This is a genomic window from Bradyrhizobium sp. HKCCYLR20261 (assembly GCF_051168435.1).
In the GTDB taxonomy this organism is placed as follows: Bacteria; Pseudomonadota; Alphaproteobacteria; order Rhizobiales; family Xanthobacteraceae; genus Bradyrhizobium.
Genome location: NZ_JBNPUZ010000002.1, coordinates 358,953 through 383,094, shown reverse-complemented (window position 1 = coordinate 383,094; position 24,142 = coordinate 358,953). Strand labels below are relative to the sequence as shown.

Here is a 24,142-nt window from a genome sequence, read left to right as displayed (position 1 = left end):
GCCGGAACCTGGGGATTACGCCCCGGTCAGGGCCGCGACGTGGGCCGAGACGGATTCTTTCAGTCCCTGAAGGTCATAGCCGCCCTCCAGGACCGAAACGACGCGGCCGCCGGCGGTCTTCTCGGCGAGATCCATCAGCTTTCGGGTCACCCAGCCGAAATCTTCCGCGCGCAGATTCAAGGATGCGAGCGGGTCGCGATAATGCGCGTCGAAGCCGGCCGAGATGATCACGAGCTCCGGGCTGAACTTGGTCAGCTGTGGCAGGATCAGGTTCTCGAAGGCGGATCGGAACTCCAGGCTGCCGTCTTCCGAGGCCAGCGGCGCGTTGACGATGGTGTCGTGCTCGCCGCGCTCGCCGCGGGCGCCGGTGCCGGGGAACAGCGGCATCTGGTGGGTGGAGCAGTACATCACGCTCTTGTCGGCCCAGAAGATGTCCTGTGTCCCGTTGCCGTGGTGGACGTCGAAATCGATGATGGCCGCGCGCTCGATGCCGAAGGTGCGCTGGGCGTAGCGGGCCGCGATCGCGACATTGTCGAAGAAGCAGAAGCCCATCGGCTTGGCGATCTCGGCATGGTGGCCCGGCGGGCGCACCGCCACGAAGGCGTTCTTGTGCTTGCCGGACATCACGGACTCGGTGGCCGCGACGGCGCCGCCGACGCCTCGCATCACGGCTTCCCAGGTGCCGGGCGACATCGAGGTATCGCCGTCGAGATAGATGATGCCGGAGGTCGGCGCCATCTGGCGCAGTTCGGTGACGTAGTGCTCGTTGTGGCAGAGCAGCGCCAGCTCGATATCCGCCTCGGGCGCCTCGTCGCGATCGAGCAGCGCGAAGCGTTCCTCGGTCAGCGCCTCCTCGACGGCGCGCAGGCGGTCGGCACGCTCGGGGTGTCCGGACGGTGTGGCGTGATCGAGGCAGGCTTCGTGAGAAAGATACAGCGTCGACATCAGGGCTCTGCCACTCGCGCGTTGCGGGAGTGCCCAATCTATGCGCTGAGCGCAGCCTCGGAAAGAGCCTCGACGGCGATATGACCGGCTTTCCGCCCAGTGAGGCCAGGGATCACTGGGCCTTGTTGACGATGCGGTCGCGCGGTGGCGGGCCGAGCGGGCCGTTGGCCTTGAGATAGGCGAACAGGGCCTCGTCGTCATAGACGCCGGTGAGCGGATCGCGGCCGCTCTTGAACGCGGTGAAGCCGTCGCCACCCAAGGCGAGATAGTTGTTGAGGGTCACGCGATAGGACGCCGCCGGATCGATCGCCGTGCCGTTCAGCGTCATGGACGCGGCATCGACGCGTGATCCGGCAGGCTGCTTCGGATCGAACGCATAGCTGAACCCGCGAGAGATTTGCAGGATGCGCGGCCGCGCCGGATCGAGCCATTGCTGCTCCAGCGCCGCCTTGATCTCGGCACCGGTCAGGGTGACCGTCGTGAGCTGATTACGAAACGGCTGGCTGGCGAACACGTCGGCAAAGGTGACCGTGCCGTCGTCACGGCGCGCGAGATCGGTGCGGATGCCGCCGGGATTGGTCATCGCGATGACCGCGCCGCCCTTGTCGGCGGCCGAGGTCGCCGCGAGCTGGCCATCGGCGATGACGTCGCCGAGCACGCTCTCGCCGGCGGCATTCGGCAGGCGCGACAGCACCTGCGTGATAGTGCCTGCGGGCCGGTTGGCGATCGGGGCCGCCACCTTTTCATAGGCCTCGATCAGCGCCGTCTGCGCGCCGTCCTTCGGCAGGCTGCCGTCGACGACCATGTTGGTCGCGGTGGCGCTGATCACGTCGCGCGTCGTGCGGTCGAGCTTGACGTCGATCGCGGTCACCAGCGTGCCGAACTTGTCGCCCGAGGTAACCAGCCGCTTGTCGATGGTGCAGACATAGGCCTGGTGGGTGTGGCCGGAAATGACGATGTCGACCGCGCTGTCGAGATCCTTGACGATGTCGACGATCGGGCCGGACAGGCCCGGGCATTCGTTCATGCCGCCGGAGGGCCAGCCGCCCTCATGGATCAGCACGACGATCGCCTGCACGCCCTTCGCCTTCAATTCCGGGATCAGCGCGTTGATGCTCTCGGCCTCGTTGCGGAATTCGAGGCCGGCGGCGCTCGCCGGCGAGATGATGCCCGCGGTGCCCTTCAGGGTCAGGCCGATAAAGGCGACGGGAATATCCTCGAAGGTGCGAATTTCATAGGGCGGAAAAATCGTCTTGTCGGTGCCCGCGATGAAGGTGGACGCCGCGAGGTAGTGGAATTGGGCGCCGGTGAACGGCTCGGGGCCGCGGCAGCCGTCGGTCGGATGGCAGCCGCCGTTCTGCATGCGCAAGAGCTCGGCCTTGCCCTCGTCGAACTCGTGATTGCCGACCGCCGACAGCGCGAGGCCCATTTTCGACATCGACTGGATCGTCGGCTCGTCGTGGAACATCGCCGACAGGAACGGGCTTGCGCCGATCAGGTCGCCCGCCGCCACGAAGATCGTGTTGGGCTGCCCATCCGACAGCAGCTTGATCAGGCTCGCCATGTGGTCGGCGCCGCCGGCCGGAACGACCGTGCTCTTGGTCGGGTCCGCCGGATCGGCGATCCGGATGCCGGAGGCCGGCGGCTTGAGGTTGCCGTGGAAGTCGTTGATGGCGAGGATGCGCAAGGACACCGGCTCGTCCTCGGCATGGACGGGCAGGGCGGCAAGAGCAGCGGCGCTGAGCGCGGCGAGAAGGCAGGCGGCGAAAACGCGGCTGAGTCGGCTCATGGCAAAATCATTCAAGATCGTTCGCGAGGTCAACGGTACGTGTTCAACGGTACGTGTGATGCAGGGCGGCGGAGAAACATGGCTCCCTTACGGAGCGATGACATAAGACGACGTCATAACAACTTTATCGTGAATCGAGAGGCCGTGATGAAAAGAATGATGCTGTTCGCCGCCGCGGTGACGCTGGCGGCCGGTCCCGCTGCAGCGCAAACAATGCCTGACTTCATGAAGCAGGTGATCGCCGGCTGGAATAAGCCGACCGAGCCGTTCAAGGTGATCGACAACATCTACTATGTCGGCACCAACGGCCTTGCCTCCTACTTGATCACGACGCCGCAGGGGCACATCCTGATCGATACGGTGATGCCGGAATCGACCGCGCAGATCGAAAACAGCGTCGGCAAGCTCGGCTTCAAGGTCGCCGACATCAAATACATCATCAACACCCATGCCCATATCGACCACACCGGCGGGCTCGCGCAGATCAAGCAGGAGACCGGCGCGCAGATGGTGGCCGGCGCCAAGGACGTGCCGCTGCTCGAAGGCGGATTCTATCCGGGCCGCGAGGAGCAGACCCATCTGAACTTCCCGCCCGTCAAGGTCGACCGGGCGGTGAAGGAGGGAGACACGGTCACGCTCGGCAACTTCACGCTGACGGCGCATGAGACGCCGGGCCATTCGCCGGGCTGCACCAGCTGGACCACCAATGTGAAGGACGGCGACGCGACGCGCAGCGTCCTGTTCTTCTGCAGCGCCACGGTGGCGCTGAACCAGCTGGTCGGGCGGCCGACCTATCCTGGCATCGTCGACGACTACAAGAAGACCTTCGCCTGGGCCAAGAATGTGCATCCGGATATCCTGCTGGCGCCGCATCCGGAAATGTACGACATGGCCGGCAAGCGGGCGAAGATCGCCGACGGCGCGCCCAACCCGTTCGTCAAGCCGGGCGAGTTCAACGCCTATCTCGACAAGCTCGAGGTGCAGTTCAACGAGGGCCTCGCCAAGCAGACCGCGGCGCTGTCGTCCGGCAAGTAGCCGTCACGACGGCAGCCGGTCCAGCGTGAAGCCGGAGACATCGACTCGCGGCGTTTGGCCCAGCGCCATCGCCGCGAGCGCCTCGCCGACCGCCGGCGAATGCTTGAAGCCGTGGCCGGAGCAGGGCGAGGCGTAGATGACGTTGTCATCGCCGGGATCGCGGTCGATGACGAAGCGGCCGCCCGGCGCGTTGGTGTAGAGGCAGACCGCGTTGCGCAGGCAGCGCGGGCCGAGATCCGGCACGAACGGCCGGACATAGGTCTCGTAGGTCGCTTCGATCTCGTCCGCCGTGACCTCGCGCGGCACGTGATCCGGATCGGTCTCTCCGGTCAGGACTTCGTTGGCGATCTTGACGCCGTTGTCGGGCGAGCCGAGCCAGGGAAAGCCGTAGATGTCGGAGGCGGCGCGCTCGCGCCCCGTCACGTCCCAGATGAAGACCGGCGCGCCCTTGCCGAAGCGCTGCGGGTTGGACAGCACCTCGAACCAGTACAGCACCTGCCGCGTGATCGTCACGCGTCGCTGCAGCGGCGCGATCAGCTCGGCGATCCACGGGCCGGTGGTGACGATCAGCGTCGCCGCCGACGCGGACGTGCCGTCGTCCATGGTCACCGTGAGTTCGCCGCCGGCACGGCGGAACGACGTCACGCGCCGGCCGGTCCGCAGTTCGGCGCCCAGCCGCGCGGCGACGGCAAGCTCGGTGCGCACGCAGTCCTCCACCAGCAGGTAGCCGCCCTCGCGGTCGAGAAATGCGCGATCGCCGGGCACGGTGGCAAAGCCCGGATAATCGGTCCGCAGCCGCTCCGGGGAAATCGTTTCACCGTCCACGCCGTGCAGCCGCGCAGCGGTCTCGATATTGGCGAAGAACTGCGCGCTGCTGACACCATGCACCTCGCCGCCGTCGCGGGCCGGAATGAACAGGCAGCCGCATTGCTCGAACAGATGCGCAGCCGTTTCGCGCTCCAGGTCGCGCCAGATCTGGTGCGAGCGCTGCGCCAGCGGCGTGTAGTCGACGCCTTCGCCGATCGCCGCACGGGTGATGCGGGTCTCGCCATGGGTCGAGCCGAAGATGTGTGGCGGCTGGAAACGGTCGATGCCGAGCACCCGCTTTCCCGCTCTGGCGAGATGCAGCAGCGCGGCGCTGCCGACCGCGCCGCAGCCGATCACGATGACATCAAAACTGGGCATGCGCGTCCGACGGTCCCGGCGTCACTTTTTCTTCTTGCGCGACAGGAAGGCCTTGAACGCGCCGATCGCTTCCTCCGAGGTCATGCGCTCGGCGAACAGATAGGCCTCCTGGTCGATGCGGCGGGTCAGTTCGTCCGGCGCGGTCCGGATCAGCTTGCGGCCGATCGCCACCGCCTCGGCCGGCAGCCGGCAGATGTCGCGTGCCACCTTGTGCGCCTCGACCTCGGTATGTCCCGGCGCCACCACCGTGTTGACGAAGCCGGCGATCTGCGCATCCGCCGCGGTCATGGTACGCCCCATCACCAGCATCGCGAACGCCCGCTGATAGCCCATGGTCTGCGGCATCAACAGGCTCGATGCGCCTTCCGGCACCAGGCCGAGATGGATGAACGGTGTGGAGAATGTCGCCGTGGTCGAAGCCAGCACGTAGTCGCAATGGAACAGCATCGTGGTGCCGATGCCGATCGCGACGCCGTCGACGGCGGCGATGATCGGCTTGGCGTTGTGCGCCAGCGAGTAGAGGAATTTGGTCGCGGCCGATGTGCGCACCGCCTCGCTCCCCGCATGGCCGGCGTGCAGAAAATCCTCGAGATCGTTGCCGGCCGTGAACACGCCCGAGCCGCCGGTGATGATGATGCATCGCACCAGCGGATTGTTCTGCGCGGTGTCGATCGCGTCGCTCATGCCGAGATACATGGCCTGGGTGATCGCGTTCTTCTTTTCCGGGCGGCGAAGCTTGATCGTCCGCGTCTCGCCCTCGTCGGTGACGATCAGATGGTCGGTCATGGGCCCCTCGCACGTGTGCGCCGGCCACGGTGCCGACGGTTTTGGTTGTCGTCGTTGCTTTCTGAGCAGACTACATCATCCGCTCACCACGCCAAGCGCAGATGCTGCCGTCCCTGCCGATGCCGGCGGTGAGGAGCGTTGTCGACGACTCCGCCTGTCATGTTGGTTGACGATTGGTTGGCACGAGCAGGGCTGGGCGGGAATGATGCGAGCCGTGCGCATCGTGGAGCACATCAGCTCCCACATCGGCTTCCATGGCTGATCGCGGCAGAGTTGTGCCGGGCGGGCAGGAGCGAGCGTCAGCGCGAACCGTCCGAGCGCGGCGGCGCGGCGGGCGGGCGCGGCGCGCCGCCTGGCGCCTGCTGCCGCGCGGCCTCGCGCCGCAACGCCTGCTCGAGCACCGCGAGCCGTGTCGCCATGCGCGTCAGCTCGTCATGCATCGAGCCCTGCACGGCGGTGACCGCGTGCTGCACCTCGCGCAGCGCGTCGCGCTGCGTTTCCGCCTTGAGGATCCTGAACTCGGCCTCCATCGAGGTGAGCCGCTGATTGACCGCCCGGATCGCCTCGGCGATCTCCTTCTGGCCGTCCTGCAGCGCGCGGACGTGATCGACCAGCCGCAGATGATCGGTCAGTTCCTCGACCGTCTTGCCGATGTTGCTGCGGCCCCACATTACTTCACCGACCTCAGCAGCGTCCGGATCGTGGCGAGATGATCCTCGGGCGTTCCGAGCCGCGCCGAGATCGCGCTCATGAGATCCTTTCGCAGCTCCGACAGTTCCTCCTCCGGCGTGACCCGCTCGGCGGGTTCGTCATACGGCGCCCGCCGCGGCTCCACCTCGACGGGACGCGGCGCCACGTCGCGCGGCGTGATGTCGAAATAGGGCGGCCGCTCATACACCGGGATGTGCGGAGCCTGGCGCGCGGAGGTGACGCGCCCCAGCGACGGAAATCGCGACGGCGGCGCTTGCGCCGGCCGCTCGATCTGGTCGATCAGCGCCGCCAGCGCGAGGTCCATGTTGCTGTCGTCGGGTTCGTCGTCGACGACGTGATAGGACGGCTGCCGTGCAGACGCCGTCATCGTCAGCGATGGCGGGGCGAGGGAGGATGCGTGCGCGCGGAGACGTCCGATGACGCGGCGAAGTCGTTCGCCGAGACCGGGTTTCTCCCTGGCTGGTGTCCGCATCAACATCTCACTCTCCAGCACAACAGCTTAGGCGAGCAGGGAAAAGCTTAGCAAGGGCGGCGGCCCAACTGCCAACAGGATGTCGTCGCAAAGTCACCGCATTTTAGGCCGGCCGTGTCGATTGCGACAGGGGGCGCGACAACATTCGCATCAACCGCCGAGTGCGACCCAGGGTGCATATGACGTGACGTGGGCTGTCGCGAGCGGCCAAGTTCCGGGCCGAGAGGTAAGGAACAACCATGGGACCGCGCCGTTCGGACAATGCGTCCCCCCGCCAACGTCCGAGGCCTTCCATGTATCACCACGTCAAGAAACTGATGTTCACCGTCCGTGTCGACGAGCCCGATCCGCGTTTCGGCAACATGCTGCTGGAGCAGTTCGGCGGCGCCAATGGCGAGCTCGCCGCCGCCATGCAGTACTCGATCCAGGGCCTCAATTGCGAGGACCCCGATCGCAAGGACCTGCTGATGGACATCGGCACCGAAGAGCTGAGCCATCTCGAAGTGGTCGGCACGCTCGCCCGCATGCATCTGAAGCCCGCCAAGTTCGACCGCGAGGCGGCCGAGGCCGATCCGCTGATCGCGATTGCCGGCGGCGGCGGCGTCAACCTGTTCAACTCGCAGGGCAGCGCCTGGACCGCGGACTATCTCAAGATCACCGGCGAGCTCGACGTCGACCTTCGCAGCAACATCGCGGCTGAGGCCCGCGCCAAGATCGTCTATGAGCGGCTGATCAACTTCACCGACGATGCCGGCACCAAGGACGCGCTGCAGTTCCTGATGACGCGCGAGATCACCCACATGAAGGCGTTCGCGCTGGCGCTGGAGAGCATGAACAAGCCGGCCTTCAGCGTCGGCCGCATCGCGCCGACGCCGGGCCTCGTCGATCAGTTCTTCAACGATTCCACCGGCTCCGGCGATCACGGCGAGATCGACACCCGCGGCCCCTGGAACGAGGGCGGCGACTGGGTCTTCACCGAATCGCCGGCGATCCAGGCCGGCGAGAACGGTGCGTCCAGCGCGATCGTCACCGAGAGTTCGCCTCCGGCCGACGAGGCCGGCCTCGGCGAGCTCCTGATCGAGGAACTGCGCGACATCCTGCACGCCGAGAAGCAGCTCACCAAGGCGCTGCCGAAGATGGCGGAGGCCGCACGGTTCGATCAGTTGCGCGAATTGTTCGAGCAGCACCTGGTCGAGACCGAGGCCCAGATCGAGCGCATCAACGAGTGCTTCGAGCTGCTCGGCACGACGCCGAAGGCCAAACCCTGCAAGGGCATGATGGGCCTGGTCGAGGAAGGCCAGGAGATCATCGCGCAAGGCGAGGAGAAGGAGGATGCCGCCGCCGATCTCGCGCTGATCGGCGCCGCGCAGCGGGTCGAGCATTACGAGATGTCCGGCTACACGACCGCTCGCAACCTCGCCTCGCAGCTCCGCCACAGCGCCGTCGTCGCGCTGCTGTCGAAGTCGCTGGCCGAGGAGGAAAACGCCGACCAGCTCCTCAACCAGGTCGCAAGATCGCTGATGTCGGTCGCCAAGATGCCGGCCGCGATCGAGCAGGCATGATTGGAGGAGGGCGGATGACGGAGCGTCATCCGCCGCCTTCCCAAACAAAGCGGCGGGTTACGCCGTCGACCACACGCCCGAGACACCGTCGCGCGAGGCACGCTTCCACCCTCCCCTGGAGGGGGGCTGTGACGCATTGCCCCGACCATCCAGCGTCGTATGGCCCTCGTCCCGGCCATCGACGTCCATCGGCATGGGGTGTGATACGGAGTCGTGCCTCCGCCGCATTGAGTTGCTTTCGACGGGGCAGGCGAGGTGAAGCAAGCCGCTCGGGCAAACGCGCGCGGCGGCTGTGCGCCGCCACGACATTTGAGGTGCTATCGTCTGTCGCGTCCTGCGGATCTATTCTGTGTAGTTCCGCCACCGCTCCGCGCGCCGGACCTGCACCGGCGTCAGGCAGCGCCGGGCGCGGTTGATCTGCGCGTCGGTCGCGCCGCGGCTGCGCGCATACATCTCGGCGACCTCGGCGGTGTACTTCTCGACGTAGTAGCGGACATCCGAGCACGACATCCGCGTCTCCGCACCCGACTCGCTCGCCGCCTGAAGCTCCGATCCCATCGCCAGGATCAGCAGCCCCGCAGCCATCACGCCCCGCAACATCGACATTCTCCCCTGATCGCATGGCCTGCTAACAGCGGTGAATCGTGTCGGCGGCGCAAATTAACAATCGCCCGACCGCGAAGTCTGACGCGCAGTGTTGCTTGGCGGCGTCACCGCAGTGTCACGGGCGGATGCCGATACGCTACGGTTCCCATCCGGGAACTGTTAATCAGGCGATCATGATTGCCGTTGACGAGGACTCAGACCGTCACGCTCTGGTTCGACGCGCCGGTGCCGCTGTTTACGGAGGCGCTTTGGGCATTGTAGCCCTGCGCGCCCTTGCTGCTGATGTCCGATGCGGCCGCGGTCTTCGTCACCTCCGTCGATCCGTCGGAGTAGGTGATGGTCGTCGTGGTGACGCCATCGAGCGTGATCGAGACCTCGCTGACCACGGTCTTGCTCGAGGACGAGCCGCCGCTGCCGGAGGAGCTTTCCGAACTGCTGCCGGCCGAGCTCGTGGCCGAAGACGAGGACGCGGCAGCCGTCGACGAGGTGGCGGTGGTGGTCTGGGCCGAGACCGTGGACAGAGGAGAACTGACGGAGCTGATCGACATGGCACTCTCGCGTGAAGAGGGACGAACCGCGCGGTTCGCTTCTTCAACGCCACGGGAGCGCGGAGCTGGCGCGACGAGTTGCGTCTGATTGTGTCCGTGCAACGCTGCGCTGTCGCCGAGCGGACGATTGCCAAACGTCCTGGATGCGCTCTAATCTCAATCGCGCATGACCGTCGAGTTCTCCTCTCTCCACAAGTCCCGCTTTGCTGATGCCGGTGCGGTGCATGTCCCGGCGTCGCTCGATGCGTCGGCCTTGCACGGACTTGTCGCCGCCTTGTCCGGCCACGCACCAAGGCAGGCCGGCACGCGTCTGCACGGAGTGGCAGCGTTGACACCGTTTCTCGCCAATGACGGCCCGATCGGTCGAGCCGCCGCCGCCGTTCTCGGGGACGCGACGCGCCCGGTTCGCGCCGTTTACTTCGATAAGACGGCTCAGGCCAACTGGGCCGTGCCATGGCATCAGGACCGCACCATCGTGGTGCGTGACCGCATCGAAGTCGTAGGCTTCGGCCCTTGGACGATCAAAGGCGGCCTGCAGCATGTCGCGCCGCCCTACGAGGTGCTGGCGCGCATGGTCACCCTGCGCGTCCATCTCGATGCCGTGCCCCACGGCAATGCTCCGCTCCTGATCGCCCCCGGCTCGCACCGGCTCGGCCGCATCGCGGAGGCTGATGTGCCCAACGTCGTCGCACGCTGCGGCACCGCGGTGTGCCGCGCCGAGCCGGGCGACATCTGGCTGTATGCGACGCCGATCCTGCACGCCTCGGAGCCCTCCGTGCACCCCGGCCACCGCCGCGTGCTGCAGGTCGACTTTGCGGCGGACGAGTTGCCGGGTGGGCTGATGTGGTTGGGCGTATGAGCCGGCCGGACGGATTAGCGGGATAAGCGCAGCGTCATCAGTCGTTCGAGGAGCGGTGAGACGGCGGGTTACACTGGCGCTAACCCGCCATTCGCAGCCTGGTTCAGCAATAGGTCGGTGGTCTGTTACTTGCCGAGGATCTTCTCCGCCGCCGTCACGATGCTGACCGTCGGATGCTCGGCGCAATATTTGCCGAACTTCTTGGCGTTGGCGACGAACTCCTCGGTGTCGAACAGCGCTTCGTCCTGGTCGCCCTTGTACCAGCCGTCCAGCCAGATCAGCACCATCTTGATGGTGTCGTCGCCGCTCTCGACGAACTGCTTGCAGCTCATGGTCGACAGATCGAGAACGACGGCGGAGGCCGGAGCGGACGACAGCATGAAGGCGGCGGCAAACAGCGCGGCGACGAGCGATTTCATGGATGGTCTCCAAACGATGTGATGAAAAGCAATGAACTATGCGGAGCGTGACCGTCCCCTTCGCGGAGGCCATGAATGAATTGGCCCGATTCGACGGAGCAGTCCGGCTAGCACTGGCTGGAGCGCTCCGGGAAGTCAAGGGACGGAGCCCCGTGTGCGGCAATGCGTGCCCGACGGGCAAATCACGATCATCCGAAGCAAACCTGTCAAGATATTCTGAAAAACATAAATCGCTTGGCCGCCTCCCCAAATCAGCAGTATGGTCCGCATATCCCGTTGCACGGTAGGGGACGGTTCGCGGTCGTCACGGACGTTGGCAGCGGGATGCGGTGGACGCGGGCGGCGCAGTGCTTTCGGGCACGGACGAACGTCGGCTCGCGGACGGTGAAGGCGTGTGGTTCTGATACTCCGATGCTAGTATCCAGCGTAATGCGCGAAAGCGCATTGCGCGACATGGTGGCCAGAAAGCCCGGTGCACCAGGAAGAGCGCGCTATAGCCTGTTAAAACCATCGCGCGGGGAAGGCCGGGTCTGTCCGGCTGGACCTGTGGTGACTGCCGCCTGCTTTGTTTTCTGCAGGCGGGCCACGGGCCTCAGCCGAGGCCCGGCCTTCCTCGCGCCCTCCACTTGGAGAGGGCGAGACTCGAGAGCATAGCTCGGGCGCGGAATGCGTCGCGAGAGCGCGGACGCTCATCTGATCGCGACGGGCTGTTTGATAGAGTGGATTGGGACTTTGCCGTTTGCGTCATTGCGAACTGCGCTCGCAATGACGGATGTGGGGCAAGGGGGCGCCACAAACTCTCCCGTCGTCCCGGGCTTGACCCGGGACCCATAACCCCAGGGAGGAGTTCGGGGCAGGATGGTGGACCCATCTCGTCTAGCCACGATGGCCGGTGAGTCTGGGTCAAGGCCGGGACGACATCGAGTGAGGGGCGCGAGTCCTCACGCCACCAGCACGGCCTCCGCGCCGAGCACCGCGTCGGCGCCGTCGGTGACGGTCTTTTCCAGCGACGGCGCCTGCACCGCGAAGGTCTCGGCGAAGAAGCGGGCGAGCGCGACGTGACGGGCGCCGTCGGTCTCGTTCTCGCTGCGCGCAGCCAGCGCCTCGTTGGCCAGCATGCAGCCGCCGAGCGCGGAGCCGAACAGGCGCAAGTAAGGCGTAGCGCCGGCGAGCGCGTCGTTCGGCGCCGTGCCGAGCTTCTCCAGCAGCCAGCGGCTGGAGCGGTCGAGCGCGCCCAGGGCTTCGCGGAGCTTGGCGCCGGTGGTGCCGAACGCCGGATGGTTCGAGGCCTCGACGCGGCGAACGATGTCGGTGAGTTCATCGAGCAGCTTGAACACCGAGGCGCCGCCGTTGGCGCCCAGCTTGCGGGTGACGAGGTCGATCGCCTGGATGCCGTTGGTGCCCTCATAGATCGCGGTGATGCGGGCGTCGCGATAATGCTGCGCGGCGCCGGTCTCCTCGATGAAGCCCATGCCGCCATGGATCTGCACGCCGAGATAGGCGACCTCGTTGCCGATGTCGGTGGAGAAGGCTTTCGCAATCGGCGTCAGCAGCGCGCCGCGCGCGGCGGCCTCGCTGCGCACCGCAGGATCCTTGGCGCGCACGGACACGTCGAGCGCCACGGCCGTGGCGTAGCAGATCGAGCGCGCGGCGGCGGTGAGAACGCGCATCTGCATCAGCATGCGCTTGACGTCGGGATGGGCGATGATCGCGTCCGAGCCGGTCGCCTTGCTGCCGACCGCGCGGCCCTGCTTACGCTCCTGCGCGTAGGCCAGCGCCTGCTGATAGGCGCGATCGGCGACCCCCACACCCTCGAGGCCGACGCTGAGCCGGGCCTGGTTCATCATCGTGAACATGCAGCGCATGCCGGCGTTCTCTTCGCCGATGAGATAGCCGATGGCGCCGCCATTGTCGCCCATCGTCATGGTGCAGGTCGGCGACGCGTGCATGCCGAGCTTGTGCTCGACGCCGGTGGCGTAGATGTCGTTACGTGCGCCGAGCGAGCCGTCCTTGTTGACGAGGAATTTCGGGATCAGGAAGAGAGAAATGCCCTTGGTGCCCGCCGGCGCATCCGGCAGCCGCGCGAGCACGAAATGCACGATGTTGTCGGTCATGTCGTGCTCGCCATAGGTGATGAAGATCTTGGCGCCGCTGATGCGGTAGGTGCCGTCGCCGGCGCGCTCGGCGCGGGTTCTGAGCGCACCGACGTCGGAGCCGGCCTGCGGCTCGGTGAGCTGCATCGTGCCGGTCCATTCGCCGGAGATCAGCTTGCCGAGATAGATGTCCTTCAGTTCCTGGCTGCCATGGGCGTCCAGCGCCTCGATGGCGGACAAGGTGAGCAGCGGGCACAGGCCGAAGGCGACGTTGGACGCGCTCCAGATCTCGGTGCAGGCGGCGTTGATCGCAAGCGGCAGGCCCTGGCCGCCATGCGCCTCGGGACCGGAGACGGCGTTCCAGCCGGCCTCGGTCCAGCGCTTGTAGGCGTCGGGCCAGCCCGGCGCGGTGGTGACCTTCTTGTCGGCGAGCTTGACGCCATGCTTGTCGCCGATCTTGTTGAGCGGCGCGAGCACGTCGGTGGCAAATTTGCCGGCCTCCTCGAGCACGGCTGTGGTGATGTCGGGATCGAAATCGCCGTAATGGCCGGCCTCGACCGCCGCCTTCAGCCCGGCGCCATGGTTGAGGGCGAGCAGCATGTCGTTGAGCGGGGCGCGATAGGTCATGGCGTGTCCTCGGGGGCTTTGAACGGTTGCCGGTTTGGCCGCCGTCATCCCATGAAACCGCCCAGTCCTCAACTTTTTCGCGTGGGCTCACGCGCAGGCGCCGCGACGGCCCGGGCAGGTCGGGATAAGGGCTTGCCAGGATTGACGAATTGGCCGCGGCGGCGGATCACCGGGCCAGCCTGTAAATTTCCTGCGGCGCGGCGGTTGAAATGGACGGTCGCGCTCTGTAGACCACGGTCGCCGACCCCGGAATCGCGCAGGCCCGTGCGCCCCGCCGATCCGGATGGCCTGATGGGGCGTAGCCAAGCGGTAAGGCAGCGGATTTTGATTCCGCCATTCGGAGGTTCGATCCCTCCCGCCCCAGCCAGGCTAGTCCCGTGATATTGTTGCATAAAATCATATGCGGCCGGCTTGCACGCCCGCGCATTTGGAAATTCGTTACCCCCCTCATTTGGAAATTCTGTGCTGGTTTCGTTTTTCGCCGGAGCTCGGCCCCCAAGGCAGCGCATTCAACACGCGCGTCCGCATTACGCGGTCGCCGGTCATTTTTTGGACCCGGCGAGGACTGCTCAGTAAACTTCGGCATCGGATTAGAAGCGGGCCGTCGTCGAGAGATGGTGAGAACGTCAGCTTGGCGCCGCAACGTGTGCGGTGGAGGTCCGCTTGGGACCACGACGGACCTTCTTACCGTCGCGCCTCGCTCATGGTGAGCGTGATGACCGCTTCAGTGGCGGCCCACTCGCCGTCATAGCCCCGCGGAATTGGTCGTGGAGACTACTCACAACTAGCTTCTTCCCGAATTCCTTTTGGCTTATGACGATTGCCGATTCACGCCCGTAAGAGGAGACCTTCAGCTATTTCTTCTTTGCCGGCCCGAAACCCGACTGCGAGGCGACCTCCTTGCGGCTCGGCGCCGCGGCGATCACCTTGGCCTTCTCCTTCTTCGGTTTCTTGGCTTCGCGATTGCCGCGCTGCTCTCCCTTGGCCATGTAGGTCTCCTTTCGAGGTGTGTCTTGGGGGGTGAGTTCGTCCAGTTCGTCAGATTTCAGCACCCGGCCGCGTGGCGTGCAGACGCGGACGTCCATGTAACCGTCGCGCAGCAGTTTCTGCGCGAGCCGCAGCGCGAGAGTCGGGCTGCTGCGGTCTTGATTGATGCAGCCATATTCGTTCGTGCCCGTGACGAGGTAGGGCACGCGGATCGGCTTAGCCATGGAATAGCGCAGCCGCTGCGACGAGCAGCAGAAGGCGCACGGGAAGGATGACGGGCGGAACGATCCATCCCGAGGTACGGAAACGCAGCATCGCTACTCCTCGACCTTCTCGCTCAAACGACGACGTCCAACCAGGCGGATTCATCATCTGGATCACAGTGTATTTGATCCCGGATGTTGCATGCGCCATCCATCACTCTGCGTGCTGAGCAACCCTACGCAGCGATAAAGCTCGGTCATTCAGCCTTGTCTGGAGTCCTCTTCGAACGATCTACTCGGACCTCCTTGAATTCCGCCGGTCCATCAAGCAGGCGCTGCTTTCTGGCCGATTGATCCTTGGAACTCGCGGAGCGGTCTGCCTTGCCATCCAAAACCGTGGCGGCCAGATCAAGAGCACGCCTTCGTTTGCGGACCAATCGGCCGTCTCTGGCATCATCGCTCATCATCTTAAGGCCCTTTGAATTGGCAGTCATGTTTGGAAGCGAAATTCAGCAACCGCGGCAAATGTTCTCGAGCTTCGCGGCGATCTGGCCTCTTCCGCACGAAATGGATCGCTGTAGCCGGACGATGAGTCGTTACCAGCTTCGGTCTTCCTGGCTCTTGGAGGAAATGCCGCATGGTAACAGGAAGGGCGGGCGCTGGTGCTTTCGATTGCCCGACAGTCCGGCTCCGCGGCAACAGCCGCTGGCGTGAAGCTGCCCGTTGCGGATACCGGCAAGATCGCCGCCGTCAATATGCCTGTTAGAACCATCCTCATGCTGAGCAGCCCATAGCTATTTGGCTTTACTCGCCCAGGTGGGACTCTCGCCGGTCCAGGCCGGGAGAGAATCCCACTCGGACCACCGCATCCGCCGCTCCTCACCTCCGACCCTCACGAACACAAACGGCGCATCGTCCCGGCCGGTCTTCGAACCAACGAAGATCGCCGGAACTCCGTAGGCATCCCTGATGATTGCCGTATTTGCCATTTTGGGTCTCCTGTCTGCCCTAAGCTGGCTCAACGCCCCAATAGCTGTACCGGCGCATGGCAATTGACGGTCGTGCCGCTAAAAGATAGCTATCACCGCAATCAGCAGTACGAGGAAGAGCGGTATCAACAAAGGTGGTACGAGCCACTCACGAATGTCGAATTTGTCGGGATCTGACATCTGACCGCCTTCTCTTGGTTCGAGGCGGGAGCACAACGCTCTCAGTCACCGATAACAGCCACGTTGCGCGCGGTGATGCAATCTGTATAGCAGTCTTCCAAGCCGCTAGCGATATCAATCTCAGCCACATCGTACCCAATCGATGAAGGCCAGCGCTTTAGATAGGTTCATCGGTCCAAATCTTGACGAGTGCGTTAGGCCCGAAAGTGGGGACGATCGGAACGTCTGCTGCATCACGGCCCTGCGCAAGGAGGCGTCCGATTCGCGGAGTGGTGTTTCGTGCATCGGATGTGTAACAGCGACCGCCAAGATAGGCTTCGAACCAGCCTGCAAGTCTCCGGGAGCGTAGGGTCGGGGCATCCCGACGTCGCCGAGCGAGCCGGCGCAATAGCGCGCTCGAAAGTGTATACAACGGCAGAATGCAGTGCTGTCGCCGGTCCTACTCTTCCCAGTATAGCCGCTTGCACGTCGGGCAATCGTAGACTTTCACGTAACCGTCCTTGCGCACATCGAAGAGGCGCGCTCGAAAGGCTGTCGCTATCCTGCAATCATCGCACTGAGGGGGACGCTCTGAATTGGTGTATTCCGCCATTTCCATCGCCCCCGCGTCCTCGTTCGACAGGCGGGAGCGCTGATTCCCGGTGCCCGCTACTCGCTGCGAGCAATCCTCACTGGATGGCTTGAGATGAAAAAATGAGCAATAACATGCGATAGTTTTGCTCGAATGCGTCCAGTCATTTGACTGTTTTGGTTGAAGATCACTTGGCAAGTTCTTCCGGTAGCATCGGGGACGAGCGGGTGAGGAAGACGAGCGACACACCGCGTTACTTCAGCAAACGAGCAACCGCGACCGTCGGACTGCCGCCGCCCGAGTGCAGATCGGACACCGCATGAGTGGACGTCGGTGAAGTCAAAAAACGTCGGCGTAGCATCGTCGTCCGGGACGAGGCCGGCGCCGGATCAGAGCGCTCTAGTCCGCGAGACGATGTTTGCTCATTCGCAGGACGGCAACTACACCTTCGTCTGACCAATCGAAAGCTATGGTGCCGCCGAGCTGCGAAGCCATGCTTCGGTGCGCCATCTTGCTTCCAAAGCCCTCCAGTTTCGTTGGCGGGACCACGGGTGGGCCGCCGCGCTCGGTCCACATCACAACAACGTCGTCGTCATGCGCATTGCATGAGACGTCCAGGGTGCCGCTTGAAACGGACAATGCGCCGTATTTGGCAGAATTGGTCGCCAGTTCGTGGATCACGAGGGCTAATGCGGTGCTCGAGCTCTCCCCTACGTTCATCTTGGGTACTGAAACGCGAATGCGAACACTCGCGCCCTCTTCGTCGTAGGGTGCGAGCAGGACGGAGATGAGGTCGCCGAGACGCGTGGCCCCTGGCTTCTGACCGGGAATTCGACGAACCAGATCCTGGGCACGGCCCAGCGCCATGAGGCGACTGATCAGTTCGTGTGCCATCTCTTCCTTTGTTTCGGCCGAGCGGGACGTCAGGCGGGTGAGGGCCGTGGCAATGGTCAGAAGGTTCTTGACCCGATGGCTCATCTCGCCCGCCAATAGCTCATTTGCTTCCTCGGCCTGCTTGCGTTGGGTAACATCAAGGAAGATGCCGAACATAACCCGTTCCGCTATGTCGGCATCGTCCCCCTGGCCTCGCGCGGAGATCCAGCGAACATCGCCTGCAATCAAAATACGAAAGTCGATCTCATAGGCGCCAATGACCGCTCGCGTTGCCGAAAAGGCTGACCTGACCCTTTCGAGATCGGCAGGGTGGATATTCCTGGACAGTATTTCGAAAGTAATCGTCCGTTCTTCCTTGGGAACATCCCAAAGCTCATAGGCCGCCTCATCCATCGTAACCGCGTCGGTATCGACGTTCCAAGACCACAATGCGACGCCGGCGGCTCGCGTCGCGGCCCGGAGATGTTTTTCGTGCCATACGGGCATGCTCACGTCTCGAGAAGACATTGTCTGGCTTTCCCGCTGATTCAGGTAAGGCGCGTCCTCAGGGTGATGGCGCCAGGATATGCCGGTGATGGAATCGCTGAGCGCTGGTTTGCTCGATTCGCTGGAGAATTCGAGAGAACGCCAGCCGCACTGAAGATGTAACCATAACTCATCCCCCGTCCACTGACCAAGATGAACGGACCTCGTCGAAGCACTATTCACGTTCACCGGGGGCAATTGTGGACCTTGGCGAAGCAGGGGTCCTATGAGATCCCATGTTCCCCTTGGACCAATCATTTAGGCCCAATGCGTGTTGCGCTGGCCCTGGAGGAGCGCCGCTGCACAAACGAGAAGCAACAGCTAAACGAAAACGACTATTGCTGGAACGATCGATCCGAGGCCAGAAAAGCTATCGATCCGAGGCCAGAAAATGCGTCATCGCATGCTCCTGCGCGGGCACGACCGCGGCGTTGCTTCAATGACTGGTCGATCGGCGGAGCTCACGTAGCCCTCAGTCACGAGGCCGTAGCAGGCACGCGTTGATAATTAACACGCTACGCCTGTATGGAGCCAATAGCGAGGACTAAAGCGCGGCGCGAGCCGATGGCTCGATGGTGCTGGCTATTGCCGCGTATTAAGCGCATGGTCGTGATCGCCGAAGCCGGTTGAGGCTGCTCTCACAAAAATGTAGGTGCGCATGACCATCCGTTCGCGGCGGGAAACCGTCACATTCAAGCATCCGTTCCATATCCGCGGCATTGCACGCGAGTTGCCGGCAGGCTGCTATGAGGTTGTCACCGACGAGGAGTTTATTGATGGACTGTCATTCGCGGCCTGGCGCCGGGTCGCTACCATGATCACGGTCCCTTCAAAAGGCGTACAGGGCGCGACCGAGATGCGCGCGATCAATTCGGCCGACCTCGCGAAAGCCCAACGCGCCGACGTGAGCCGTTGATGACCGACATCCCGGTAGAGCTCGACAAGCACCGCGGCATGGCCGCCCAGAAGGCAACGGATCTTCGCCGTGCGCTGGCCGAGGTCGAGAACAATGTCAGGGAGGCGCGCGAGCGCGAGTCCGATCTCGAAAACCGCCTGATTACGGTGCCGGCCACCTCCTGGCCGGAGGCCGCGGTGAAGGCACAATATCTGCTCAATCTTTACGCCGCCAGTTTGCCCCCGGAGGACACGCGGCACCGCGCACTGGTGGCAGCGCTGCTCGACGATTTTGTCCGGCTCTCCGAGGAGGGCTGAGGCATGTAACGCGCGATGGAGCTCGACGGCGTCGACCGGTGATCACTTTGGCAGACGCGAGCATGTCCGGATGATCGTCCGGTTCTCGATGAGTAACGACGTCAGAGAGAGTCCTTGTGCGGCATGGACATCTCCGATGCACTCCCTTGCGCGACTTCCCGCCACCTAATGTGGCGTCTGAGCAGCAGCTTCGTCGATGGCCGCCATCACGTCCGGCATTGCGGATTGGTGAATCATATGTCCCACCCCCGCGATGCGGTGCAATTTGCTCTGTTTAATCTCCGCATGAAGCCTGGCTGATTGTTCATCTATGTCGATCAGACGATCCTCGTCACCCGAGATGATGACCGTAGGAATCTCAACTTCGCGATAGGTCTTCGCAGCCGAGAATGCGCCGGGAACCATCAATGCCGCTTCCGCCGCGCTGGCACGCATCTGCTTCGGCCGCAGGGCCATCTCTTTAGGGAAGCCGGCAAACTTCCTTGGCGCCGATCGCGGGCCAAACAAAGTTTTCAACATCACGGGCCACATCAAGCGACCGACGATCGGTGAGGCGGTATAGCTGATGATGTCCCCAAGTCCCGGCATCGCCGGCAGCAACGAGGCCGCTCCGTCGCGTCTGGCCGTAGGAAAATAGTATCCCGACGCGAGTACGAGGGCTTCAACCGAAAGCGGGTGCCGGACCGCAAGTGCGACCGCGACTGACGCTCCCCACGAATGCCCAAGCACGATCGCGCGGTGAACACCTAATTGATCAAGAGCGGCCTTGAACAGATCGGCTTGCGCCTCCGCAGTCCAAACGACGCCCCTAGGGCGGGGGCTATGTCCGAAGCCAGGCCGGTCGAACACGATCACCCGATAGTTTTCAGCTGCGCGATCGATCAGACCGCTCGACAGGAAATCCTGGATCATGCTGCCGTTGCCGTGAAAGAGAACGAGAGGCCGACCGCTACCGCGTTCGAGATAGTGAAGCTGGACGCCTCCGACGTCGATAAAACGCCCTTGTGGAGGGTTATCGCGCTGCGCCTTCTGAGCACGCCGTCGATTGATGATCGCGGTGCCGGCCAAGACAGTAGCCGCGCCAGCAACAGTGGTAAGCGCAGGGTGTCGCCGGAACGTGACGAGACAGGCAGACAGAAGTCTGGGAAGACGCGCATGCGGGAAGGTCATTGGCAGTCCCTCGGTGGGTCTGCACGATGCCTCAGGCATTGAGAAATATTGCAGGTGGATTGAACCGGCAGGAATCTGTTTGGTTCCTCGGCCAACGCGAGGTCACTGAATCCGGACTGCAACGGTTGAATCGAGAATAGACCACGAGTTGGCAATATCGATCGCGCAGCCACATATGACAGCTGCTTGGCGTCGAGCTCCACGGCGGTTGGCTATCGAAATGAGCTGACGAGGACGGCAATGCTGCTGTCGGTGGGGGTTGCAGTTGATCACATTGGACATTCAACATACGACGACTTATCGCTTCCACGAGCCGGTAAGTCTTCTTCCTCATCGCCTTATGCTTCGTCCACGCGAGGGCCGGGATGTGCGATTGCTGTCGAGCCGGATTTCGACAGCGCCTGATGCGGTCTTGAGTTGGGCCAGCGACGTGTTCGGGAATGCGGTCACGACGGCCACATTCTCTTTGAAGACCAGCACTTTGGTGATCTCCAATGCTGCAACCGTTCAGCTTGCCTTTGCCGAATGGCCGATTTTCGACATCGCAGCCTCGGCAATATCCTACCCCTTTCTGTATTCCGATCATGATTGGGGCGATCTTGGCGCCTTGACCACTCTGCAGTCCGCGGACATCGACGGCACGCTGCGCAACTGGGCACAGATGTTCGTTCGCGGAAGCCAGACGGACACATTGGCGCTGCTCAAGCACCTCAGCGTCGGGGTTTCGGAAGCGGCGCGATATCGGAGCCGTGAGGACGAAGGGACTCAAACGCCACTGGAGACCTTGAGCCGCGGCTGGGGTTCATGCCGGGATCTGGCAATGCTGTTTGCCGATGCCGCCCGCGTGTTGGGTTTCGGAGCGAGGGTCGTTTCCGGTTATCTTTACAACCCGACCCAGCAAAGTGCGGGCTCCGGCGAAGCAGGGGCAACGCATGCCTGGGCCGAGATCTTTTTGCCGGGAGCGGGCTGGATCACGTTTGACCCTACAAACCGCACCTTGGGCGGGTTCAACTTGGTACCGATCGCCGTGGCGCGCGACATCCGCCAGATTGCGCCTGTGTCGGGCAGCTACATCGGCAGCACCAACGCCTTCGCTGGTATGTCAGTCGAGGTCCTGGTCACCTCATAGCTCGCGATCGAACAGCTTGTTCGTCGAAAGCCAAATTCATGAGAGAAGGCCGCAATCGAGGCTGAATACCTGACCAGAGATTACTTTGGTGACCATCTAAGAGCGTCGATCAGCGCGCGAAGCGCCGGTGTGATCTGCCGGCTCGGATAATAGATGTGGCACCCTGGATAGGGGGGACACCACTCACCAAGCACCTGAACCAGCCGACCGTCGGCAATCTCCGCGGCGACATCGTGCTCCATCATATAGCCCAGCCCAATCCCGGCGCGCACCGCAGCGCCGACCAGCACCTCCTCGTTGACAATGAGCGGGCCAGCGGGCCGCACCTTCACCTCGCGACCGTCGCGCTCAAATTCCCAAGCCAGCAACCCGCCGCCGCCGATCAACCGATAGTTGACACAAACGTGCCCATCGAGCTCGGAAGGCGCCAACGGCGTGGACCGCCCCGCGAAATAGCTTGGCGTCCCGACCACTACCGTGCGCAGCGGCGGGCCCACGGGCACCGCCACCATATCGCGCTCCACCGTCTCGCTGAGCCGGATCCCTGCGTCGAACCCGCCGGCGACTAGATCCACCAGTCGATCATCGACGATCACCTCGACCGAAACGTCAGGGTGGTCGAGCAGGAAGCGGGGCAGGCTGGGAGCAAGGATCGTGCGCGATGCATAGGCGAAGGTCGTCAATCTGATCGTGCCAGACGGCGCGCCGCGCCAGTCGTCGAGCGCGGATAGCCCGCGCGCCATCTCCTCTAGCGCTGGCGTCAGCGAGCGCAATAGCCGCTCGCCCGCCGCGGTGGCCGCGACGCTGCGGGTCGTCCGTGCGAGCAGCCGCACGCCGAGTTGATCCTCCAGAGCGCGCATCGCATGGCTCAGCGCGGACGGCGACAGCCCCAGCTCCGCGGCGGCGCGGGTGAAGCTCTGCGCGCGCGCCACCGTCGCAAAAGCCGCCAGATCGTCAAGTTTGCCGCGCCTCACCGCCTCGTTCCCATTGCTGCATGAGATTCACAAGCCTTTGCCATGGCTGCTATCTAATGCTCGCCGGGCCGGGCCGCTATCTCTCGTATTATTCACAGGAGATACAGTAATGGACCTCAACAGCTACCGCACCGTCGGCCGCTCCGGCCTTGCCGTCAGCCCGTTGGCGCTCGGCACCATGACTTTCGGCGCGGGTCGCTGGGGTACCAACGAAGCGGGCTCGCGAGCCGTTTTTGATGCTTATGTCGGGGCTGGCGGCAATTTCGTCGACACCGCGGACGTCTATTCGGGCGGCGAGAGCGAGCGCATGCTTGGCCGCCTCGTTGCCGACCATGGCCGCGATCGCTTGGTGATCGCCACAAAGTCGGGCTTTCCACGCCAACCCGGCAATGTGCTCGCGGGCGGCAATTCGGCCCGCAACATCCGCGATGGCATCCATGGTTCGCTACAGCGCCTCGGAACCGACTATATCGATCTGTACTGGACGCATGTTTGGGATCGCACCACGCCGGCAGAAGAGGTGCTACGCGCCCTGACCGATGCTGTCGCGCGCGGCGACATCCTGTATTATGGCTTCTCAAACGCGCCGGCTTGGTATGCCGCTCAGATCGCGACATTGGCGCGTGCGCACGGCCTGCCCGAGCCCGTCGGGCTGCAATACAGTTATTCGCTCATCGACCGCGGCGTCGAGCTTGAGGTGCTGCCTGCAGGCCGGGCGCTGGGGCTGGGGCTGGTCGCATGGAGCCCGCTCGCCGCGGGCATGCTGACGGGCAAGTACGGCCGCGACAGGCTCGCGCAGATCGGCCCAGCGGGAAGCCTTCCCAACAAGGCTGCCGATGCCGGGAGGGAGGAGCGTGACGGGCGCCTCAACGGCGACAACCCTTTCGGGGGGATGCTGTTCACGGAAGACAATTTCCGCGTGGTCGACGAATTGCGCGCTGTTGCCCAGGAGATGGAGCGGCCGCTGGCGCAGGTCGCGCTGGCTTGGGCGGCCAATCGACCCGCCGTATCGTCCGTTCTGATCGGGGCGAGCAGGCCCGAGCAGGTGCGTGAAAATGTCGCCTCACTGAATATCGATCTGCCGCCGTACCAACAGGCTCGGCTGAGCGCTGCAGCCAAGCTGCCGCAGCTGAATCCATATTTCATCTTCGACCTCCCGTCGGAGAGCATCTTCGGTGCCCCTAAGGTAAGCGGCTGGACTGACCAATGAGCGAATAAGGATCAGCGCCAATAGCCATTCGCCGCAGCAATTGTACTGAACTCGACTGCTACGACATGGCTTGCCGCAATCAGTCCACCAGCGTCGTTGGCATACTTGGCCCGACCTGACTGCAGGATTTCCAGTTCTCCCTGGATCGCGTGTATCGAATGACGTGCGAGCATGATGGCTAGAGCCCTGCCTTCCTCAGGCGTCTTCGTGATCAGCGTATTGTCAGGAATCAGCGGCTTCTGCGCCACATGTGTCATTGATACTCTCCTGTTGGGGTATGACGACATTTGGATGTCCGGTCGCGGCAGCTACTTCCGTCAAGAATGCTGGGGATCAAATCAATCGCCGTTTGCTGCTGCTCCTGCATAATGCAGATTCAAGAACTGGCGATTACCGCATCTCCAACGTCTAAGGCGACGCCTGAGATCGCTTGCGAGACTCGCGCGCGACCAGAAGTGTAG

General features: G+C 63.7%; 22 protein-coding genes, 1 tRNA gene and 1 pseudogene. 9 read left to right on the top strand and 15 right to left on the bottom strand.

What is annotated here, in order from left to right; all coding sequences use genetic code 11:
* Positions 1-15 precede the first annotated feature (15 nt).
* Together ACQR1L_RS05395 and ACQR1L_RS05390 are read right to left on the bottom strand one after the other, a co-directional pair.
* Positions 16-945 (bottom strand): histone deacetylase family protein, encoded by a 930-nt coding sequence (locus tag ACQR1L_RS05395; RefSeq protein WP_434856894.1) that lies wholly within the window; start codon positions 943-945, stop codon positions 16-18.
* A gap of 112 nt (positions 946-1,057) precedes the next feature.
* Positions 1,058-2,734, bottom strand: coding sequence for a bifunctional metallophosphatase/5'-nucleotidase (locus ACQR1L_RS05390; protein WP_434856893.1), 1,677 nt, complete (start codon positions 2,732-2,734; stop codon positions 1,058-1,060).
* A 147-nt stretch (positions 2,735-2,881) separates the two neighbouring features.
* On the opposite strand from ACQR1L_RS05390, the gene bla reads away from it, so the two are divergent.
* Entirely contained in the window at positions 2,882-3,769 is an 888-nt protein-coding gene (gene bla, locus ACQR1L_RS05385) for a subclass B3 metallo-beta-lactamase (protein ID WP_434856892.1), read from the top strand.
* A 3-nt stretch (positions 3,770-3,772) separates the two neighbouring features.
* Here the strand turns inward: bla and solA are convergent, their stop codons facing one another.
* The 4 genes from solA to ACQR1L_RS05365 all read right to left on the bottom strand — a co-directional run bounded on the left by solA (position 3,773) and on the right by ACQR1L_RS05365 (position 6,818).
* The gene (solA, locus tag ACQR1L_RS05380; protein ID WP_434856891.1) at positions 3,773-4,954 is read right to left on the bottom strand and encodes an N-methyl-L-tryptophan oxidase; all 1,182 of its coding nucleotides are present in this window, start codon (positions 4,952-4,954) and stop codon (positions 3,773-3,775) included.
* Between the two features lie 21 nt (positions 4,955-4,975).
* Positions 4,976-5,740, bottom strand: coding sequence for a crotonase/enoyl-CoA hydratase family protein (locus ACQR1L_RS05375; RefSeq protein ID WP_434856890.1), 765 nt, complete (start codon positions 5,738-5,740; stop codon positions 4,976-4,978).
* 299 nt (positions 5,741-6,039) lie between these two features.
* Positions 6,040-6,411: a hypothetical protein gene (locus tag ACQR1L_RS05370; RefSeq protein ID WP_434856889.1), complete on the bottom strand. Its 372-nt coding sequence runs from the start codon at positions 6,409-6,411 to the stop codon at positions 6,040-6,042.
* On the bottom strand, positions 6,411-6,818 hold the full coding sequence (locus ACQR1L_RS05365) for a hypothetical protein (RefSeq protein ID WP_434856888.1): 408 nt from the start codon (positions 6,816-6,818) through the stop codon (positions 6,411-6,413). The genes ACQR1L_RS05370 and ACQR1L_RS05365 overlap by 1 nt, the downstream gene beginning before the upstream one ends.
* Before the next feature lie 398 nt (positions 6,819-7,216).
* On the opposite strand from ACQR1L_RS05365, the gene ACQR1L_RS05360 reads away from it, so the two are divergent.
* Positions 7,217-8,485 carry a DUF892 family protein gene (locus tag ACQR1L_RS05360; RefSeq protein WP_434856887.1) on the top strand — a complete coding sequence of 423 codons (1,269 nt, stop codon included), beginning with the start codon at positions 7,217-7,219 and terminating at the stop codon, positions 8,483-8,485.
* A gap of 342 nt (positions 8,486-8,827) precedes the next feature.
* On the opposite strand, the gene ACQR1L_RS05355 is transcribed toward ACQR1L_RS05360, so the two are convergent.
* On the bottom strand, positions 8,828-9,085 hold the full coding sequence (locus ACQR1L_RS05355; RefSeq protein ID WP_434856886.1) for a hypothetical protein: 258 nt from the start codon (positions 9,083-9,085) through the stop codon (positions 8,828-8,830).
* A 342-nt stretch (positions 9,086-9,427) separates the two neighbouring features.
* Here ACQR1L_RS05355 and ACQR1L_RS05350 point away from each other — a divergent pair, with 342 nt between their 5' ends.
* The gene (locus tag ACQR1L_RS05350) at positions 9,428-9,727 is read left to right on the top strand and encodes a hypothetical protein (RefSeq protein ID WP_434856885.1); all 300 of its coding nucleotides are present in this window, start codon (positions 9,428-9,430) and stop codon (positions 9,725-9,727) included.
* A gap of 78 nt (positions 9,728-9,805) precedes the next feature.
* Positions 9,806-10,498, top strand: coding sequence for a phytanoyl-CoA dioxygenase family protein (locus ACQR1L_RS05345; protein ID WP_434856884.1), 693 nt, complete (start codon positions 9,806-9,808; stop codon positions 10,496-10,498).
* 125 nt (positions 10,499-10,623) lie between these two features.
* On the opposite strand, the gene ACQR1L_RS05340 is transcribed toward ACQR1L_RS05345, so the two are convergent.
* Positions 10,624-10,917, bottom strand: a complete 294-nt coding sequence (locus ACQR1L_RS05340) for an HdeA/HdeB family chaperone (RefSeq protein ID WP_434856883.1) — start codon at positions 10,915-10,917, stop codon at positions 10,624-10,626.
* Positions 10,918-11,858: 941 nt separating this feature from the next.
* Positions 11,859-13,637 carry an acyl-CoA dehydrogenase gene (locus ACQR1L_RS05335; RefSeq protein ID WP_434856882.1) on the bottom strand — a complete coding sequence of 593 codons (1,779 nt, stop codon included), beginning with the start codon at positions 13,635-13,637 and terminating at the stop codon, positions 11,859-11,861.
* A gap of 292 nt (positions 13,638-13,929) precedes the next feature.
* Here ACQR1L_RS05335 and ACQR1L_RS05330 point away from each other — a divergent pair.
* Positions 13,930-14,004: transfer RNA gene (locus ACQR1L_RS05330), tRNA-Gln, on the top strand.
* Between the two features lie 487 nt (positions 14,005-14,491).
* Here ACQR1L_RS05330 and ACQR1L_RS05325 read toward each other — a convergent pair.
* The 3 genes and pseudogenes from ACQR1L_RS05325 to ACQR1L_RS05315 all read right to left on the bottom strand — a co-directional run bounded on the left by ACQR1L_RS05325 (position 14,492) and on the right by ACQR1L_RS05315 (position 17,947).
* Positions 14,492-14,848, bottom strand: coding sequence for a hypothetical protein (locus tag ACQR1L_RS05325; RefSeq protein ID WP_434856881.1), 357 nt, complete (start codon positions 14,846-14,848; stop codon positions 14,492-14,494).
* Between the two features lie 1,305 nt (positions 14,849-16,153).
* A pseudogene (locus ACQR1L_RS05320) lies at positions 16,154-16,419 on the bottom strand (transglutaminase family protein); the annotation flags it as partial.
* Positions 16,420-16,966: 547 nt separating this feature from the next.
* Entirely contained in the window at positions 16,967-17,947 is a 981-nt protein-coding gene (locus ACQR1L_RS05315) for a sensor histidine kinase (RefSeq protein ID WP_434856880.1), read from the bottom strand.
* Positions 17,948-18,644: 697 nt separating this feature from the next.
* Here ACQR1L_RS05315 and ACQR1L_RS05310 point away from each other — a divergent pair.
* Entirely contained in the window at positions 18,645-18,902 is a 258-nt protein-coding gene (locus tag ACQR1L_RS05310) for a hypothetical protein (protein ID WP_434856879.1), read from the top strand.
* On the top strand, positions 18,902-19,198 hold the full coding sequence (locus ACQR1L_RS05305; RefSeq protein ID WP_434856878.1) for a hypothetical protein: 297 nt from the start codon (positions 18,902-18,904) through the stop codon (positions 19,196-19,198). The genes ACQR1L_RS05310 and ACQR1L_RS05305 overlap by 1 nt, the downstream gene beginning before the upstream one ends.
* 165 nt (positions 19,199-19,363) lie before the next feature.
* On the opposite strand, the gene ACQR1L_RS05300 is transcribed toward ACQR1L_RS05305, so the two are convergent.
* The gene (locus ACQR1L_RS05300) at positions 19,364-20,266 is read right to left on the bottom strand and encodes an alpha/beta fold hydrolase (protein ID WP_434856877.1); all 903 of its coding nucleotides are present in this window, start codon (positions 20,264-20,266) and stop codon (positions 19,364-19,366) included.
* Between the two features lie 367 nt (positions 20,267-20,633).
* Here ACQR1L_RS05300 and ACQR1L_RS05295 point away from each other — a divergent pair, with 367 nt between their 5' ends.
* The gene (locus ACQR1L_RS05295; protein WP_434856876.1) at positions 20,634-21,497 is read left to right on the top strand and encodes a transglutaminase family protein; all 864 of its coding nucleotides are present in this window, start codon (positions 20,634-20,636) and stop codon (positions 21,495-21,497) included.
* 80 nt (positions 21,498-21,577) lie between these two features.
* Here ACQR1L_RS05295 and ACQR1L_RS05290 read toward each other — a convergent pair whose 3' ends face one another.
* Positions 21,578-22,471: a LysR family transcriptional regulator gene (locus ACQR1L_RS05290; protein WP_434856875.1), complete on the bottom strand. Its 894-nt coding sequence runs from the start codon at positions 22,469-22,471 to the stop codon at positions 21,578-21,580.
* 109 nt (positions 22,472-22,580) lie between these two features.
* Here ACQR1L_RS05290 and ACQR1L_RS05285 point away from each other — a divergent pair, with 109 nt between their 5' ends.
* Positions 22,581-23,681, top strand: coding sequence for an aldo/keto reductase (locus ACQR1L_RS05285; protein WP_434856874.1), 1,101 nt, complete (start codon positions 22,581-22,583; stop codon positions 23,679-23,681).
* 11 nt (positions 23,682-23,692) lie between these two features.
* Here the strand turns inward: ACQR1L_RS05285 and ACQR1L_RS05280 are convergent, their stop codons facing one another.
* Entirely contained in the window at positions 23,693-23,938 is a 246-nt protein-coding gene (locus tag ACQR1L_RS05280) for a hexameric tyrosine-coordinated heme protein (RefSeq protein WP_434856873.1), read from the bottom strand.
* Between the last annotated feature and the right edge of the window lie 204 nt (positions 23,939-24,142).

Excerpts from the sequence above, each read along its gene's own strand:
- ACQR1L_RS05335 (WP_434856882.1), bottom strand. The coding sequence starts at position 13,637 with ATGACCTATCGCGCCCCGCTCAACGACATGCTGCTCGCCCTCAACCAT.
- solA (WP_434856891.1), bottom strand. The coding sequence starts at position 4,954 with ATGCCCAGTTTTGATGTCATCGTGATCGGCTGCGGCGCGGTCGGCAGC.
- ACQR1L_RS05345 (WP_434856884.1), top strand. The coding sequence starts at position 9,806 with ATGACCGTCGAGTTCTCCTCTCTCCACAAGTCCCGCTTTGCTGATGCC.
- ACQR1L_RS05365 (WP_434856888.1), bottom strand. The coding sequence starts at position 6,818 with ATGACGGCGTCTGCACGGCAGCCGTCCTATCACGTCGTCGACGACGAA.
- ACQR1L_RS05360 (WP_434856887.1), top strand. The coding sequence starts at position 7,217 with ATGTATCACCACGTCAAGAAACTGATGTTCACCGTCCGTGTCGACGAG.
- ACQR1L_RS05310 (WP_434856879.1), top strand. The coding sequence starts at position 18,645 with ATGACCATCCGTTCGCGGCGGGAAACCGTCACATTCAAGCATCCGTTC.
- ACQR1L_RS05395 (WP_434856894.1), bottom strand. The coding sequence starts at position 945 with ATGTCGACGCTGTATCTTTCTCACGAAGCCTGCCTCGATCACGCCACA.
- ACQR1L_RS05370 (WP_434856889.1), bottom strand. The coding sequence starts at position 6,411 with ATGTGGGGCCGCAGCAACATCGGCAAGACGGTCGAGGAACTGACCGAT.
- ACQR1L_RS05280 (WP_434856873.1), bottom strand. The coding sequence starts at position 23,938 with ATGACACATGTGGCGCAGAAGCCGCTGATTCCTGACAATACGCTGATC.
- ACQR1L_RS05285 (WP_434856874.1), top strand. The coding sequence starts at position 22,581 with ATGGACCTCAACAGCTACCGCACCGTCGGCCGCTCCGGCCTTGCCGTC.
- ACQR1L_RS05305 (WP_434856878.1), top strand. The coding sequence starts at position 18,902 with ATGACCGACATCCCGGTAGAGCTCGACAAGCACCGCGGCATGGCCGCC.
- ACQR1L_RS05355 (WP_434856886.1), bottom strand. The coding sequence starts at position 9,085 with ATGTTGCGGGGCGTGATGGCTGCGGGGCTGCTGATCCTGGCGATGGGA.
- ACQR1L_RS05315 (WP_434856880.1), bottom strand. The coding sequence starts at position 17,947 with ATGCCCGTATGGCACGAAAAACATCTCCGGGCCGCGACGCGAGCCGCC.
- ACQR1L_RS05340 (WP_434856883.1), bottom strand. The coding sequence starts at position 10,917 with ATGAAATCGCTCGTCGCCGCGCTGTTTGCCGCCGCCTTCATGCTGTCG.
- ACQR1L_RS05350 (WP_434856885.1), top strand. The coding sequence starts at position 9,428 with ATGGTCGTCGTGGTGACGCCATCGAGCGTGATCGAGACCTCGCTGACC.
- bla (WP_434856892.1), top strand. The coding sequence starts at position 2,882 with ATGAAAAGAATGATGCTGTTCGCCGCCGCGGTGACGCTGGCGGCCGGT.
- ACQR1L_RS05390 (WP_434856893.1), bottom strand. The coding sequence starts at position 2,734 with ATGAGCCGACTCAGCCGCGTTTTCGCCGCCTGCCTTCTCGCCGCGCTC.
- ACQR1L_RS05325 (WP_434856881.1), bottom strand. The coding sequence starts at position 14,848 with ATGGCTAAGCCGATCCGCGTGCCCTACCTCGTCACGGGCACGAACGAA.
- ACQR1L_RS05375 (WP_434856890.1), bottom strand. The coding sequence starts at position 5,740 with ATGACCGACCATCTGATCGTCACCGACGAGGGCGAGACGCGGACGATC.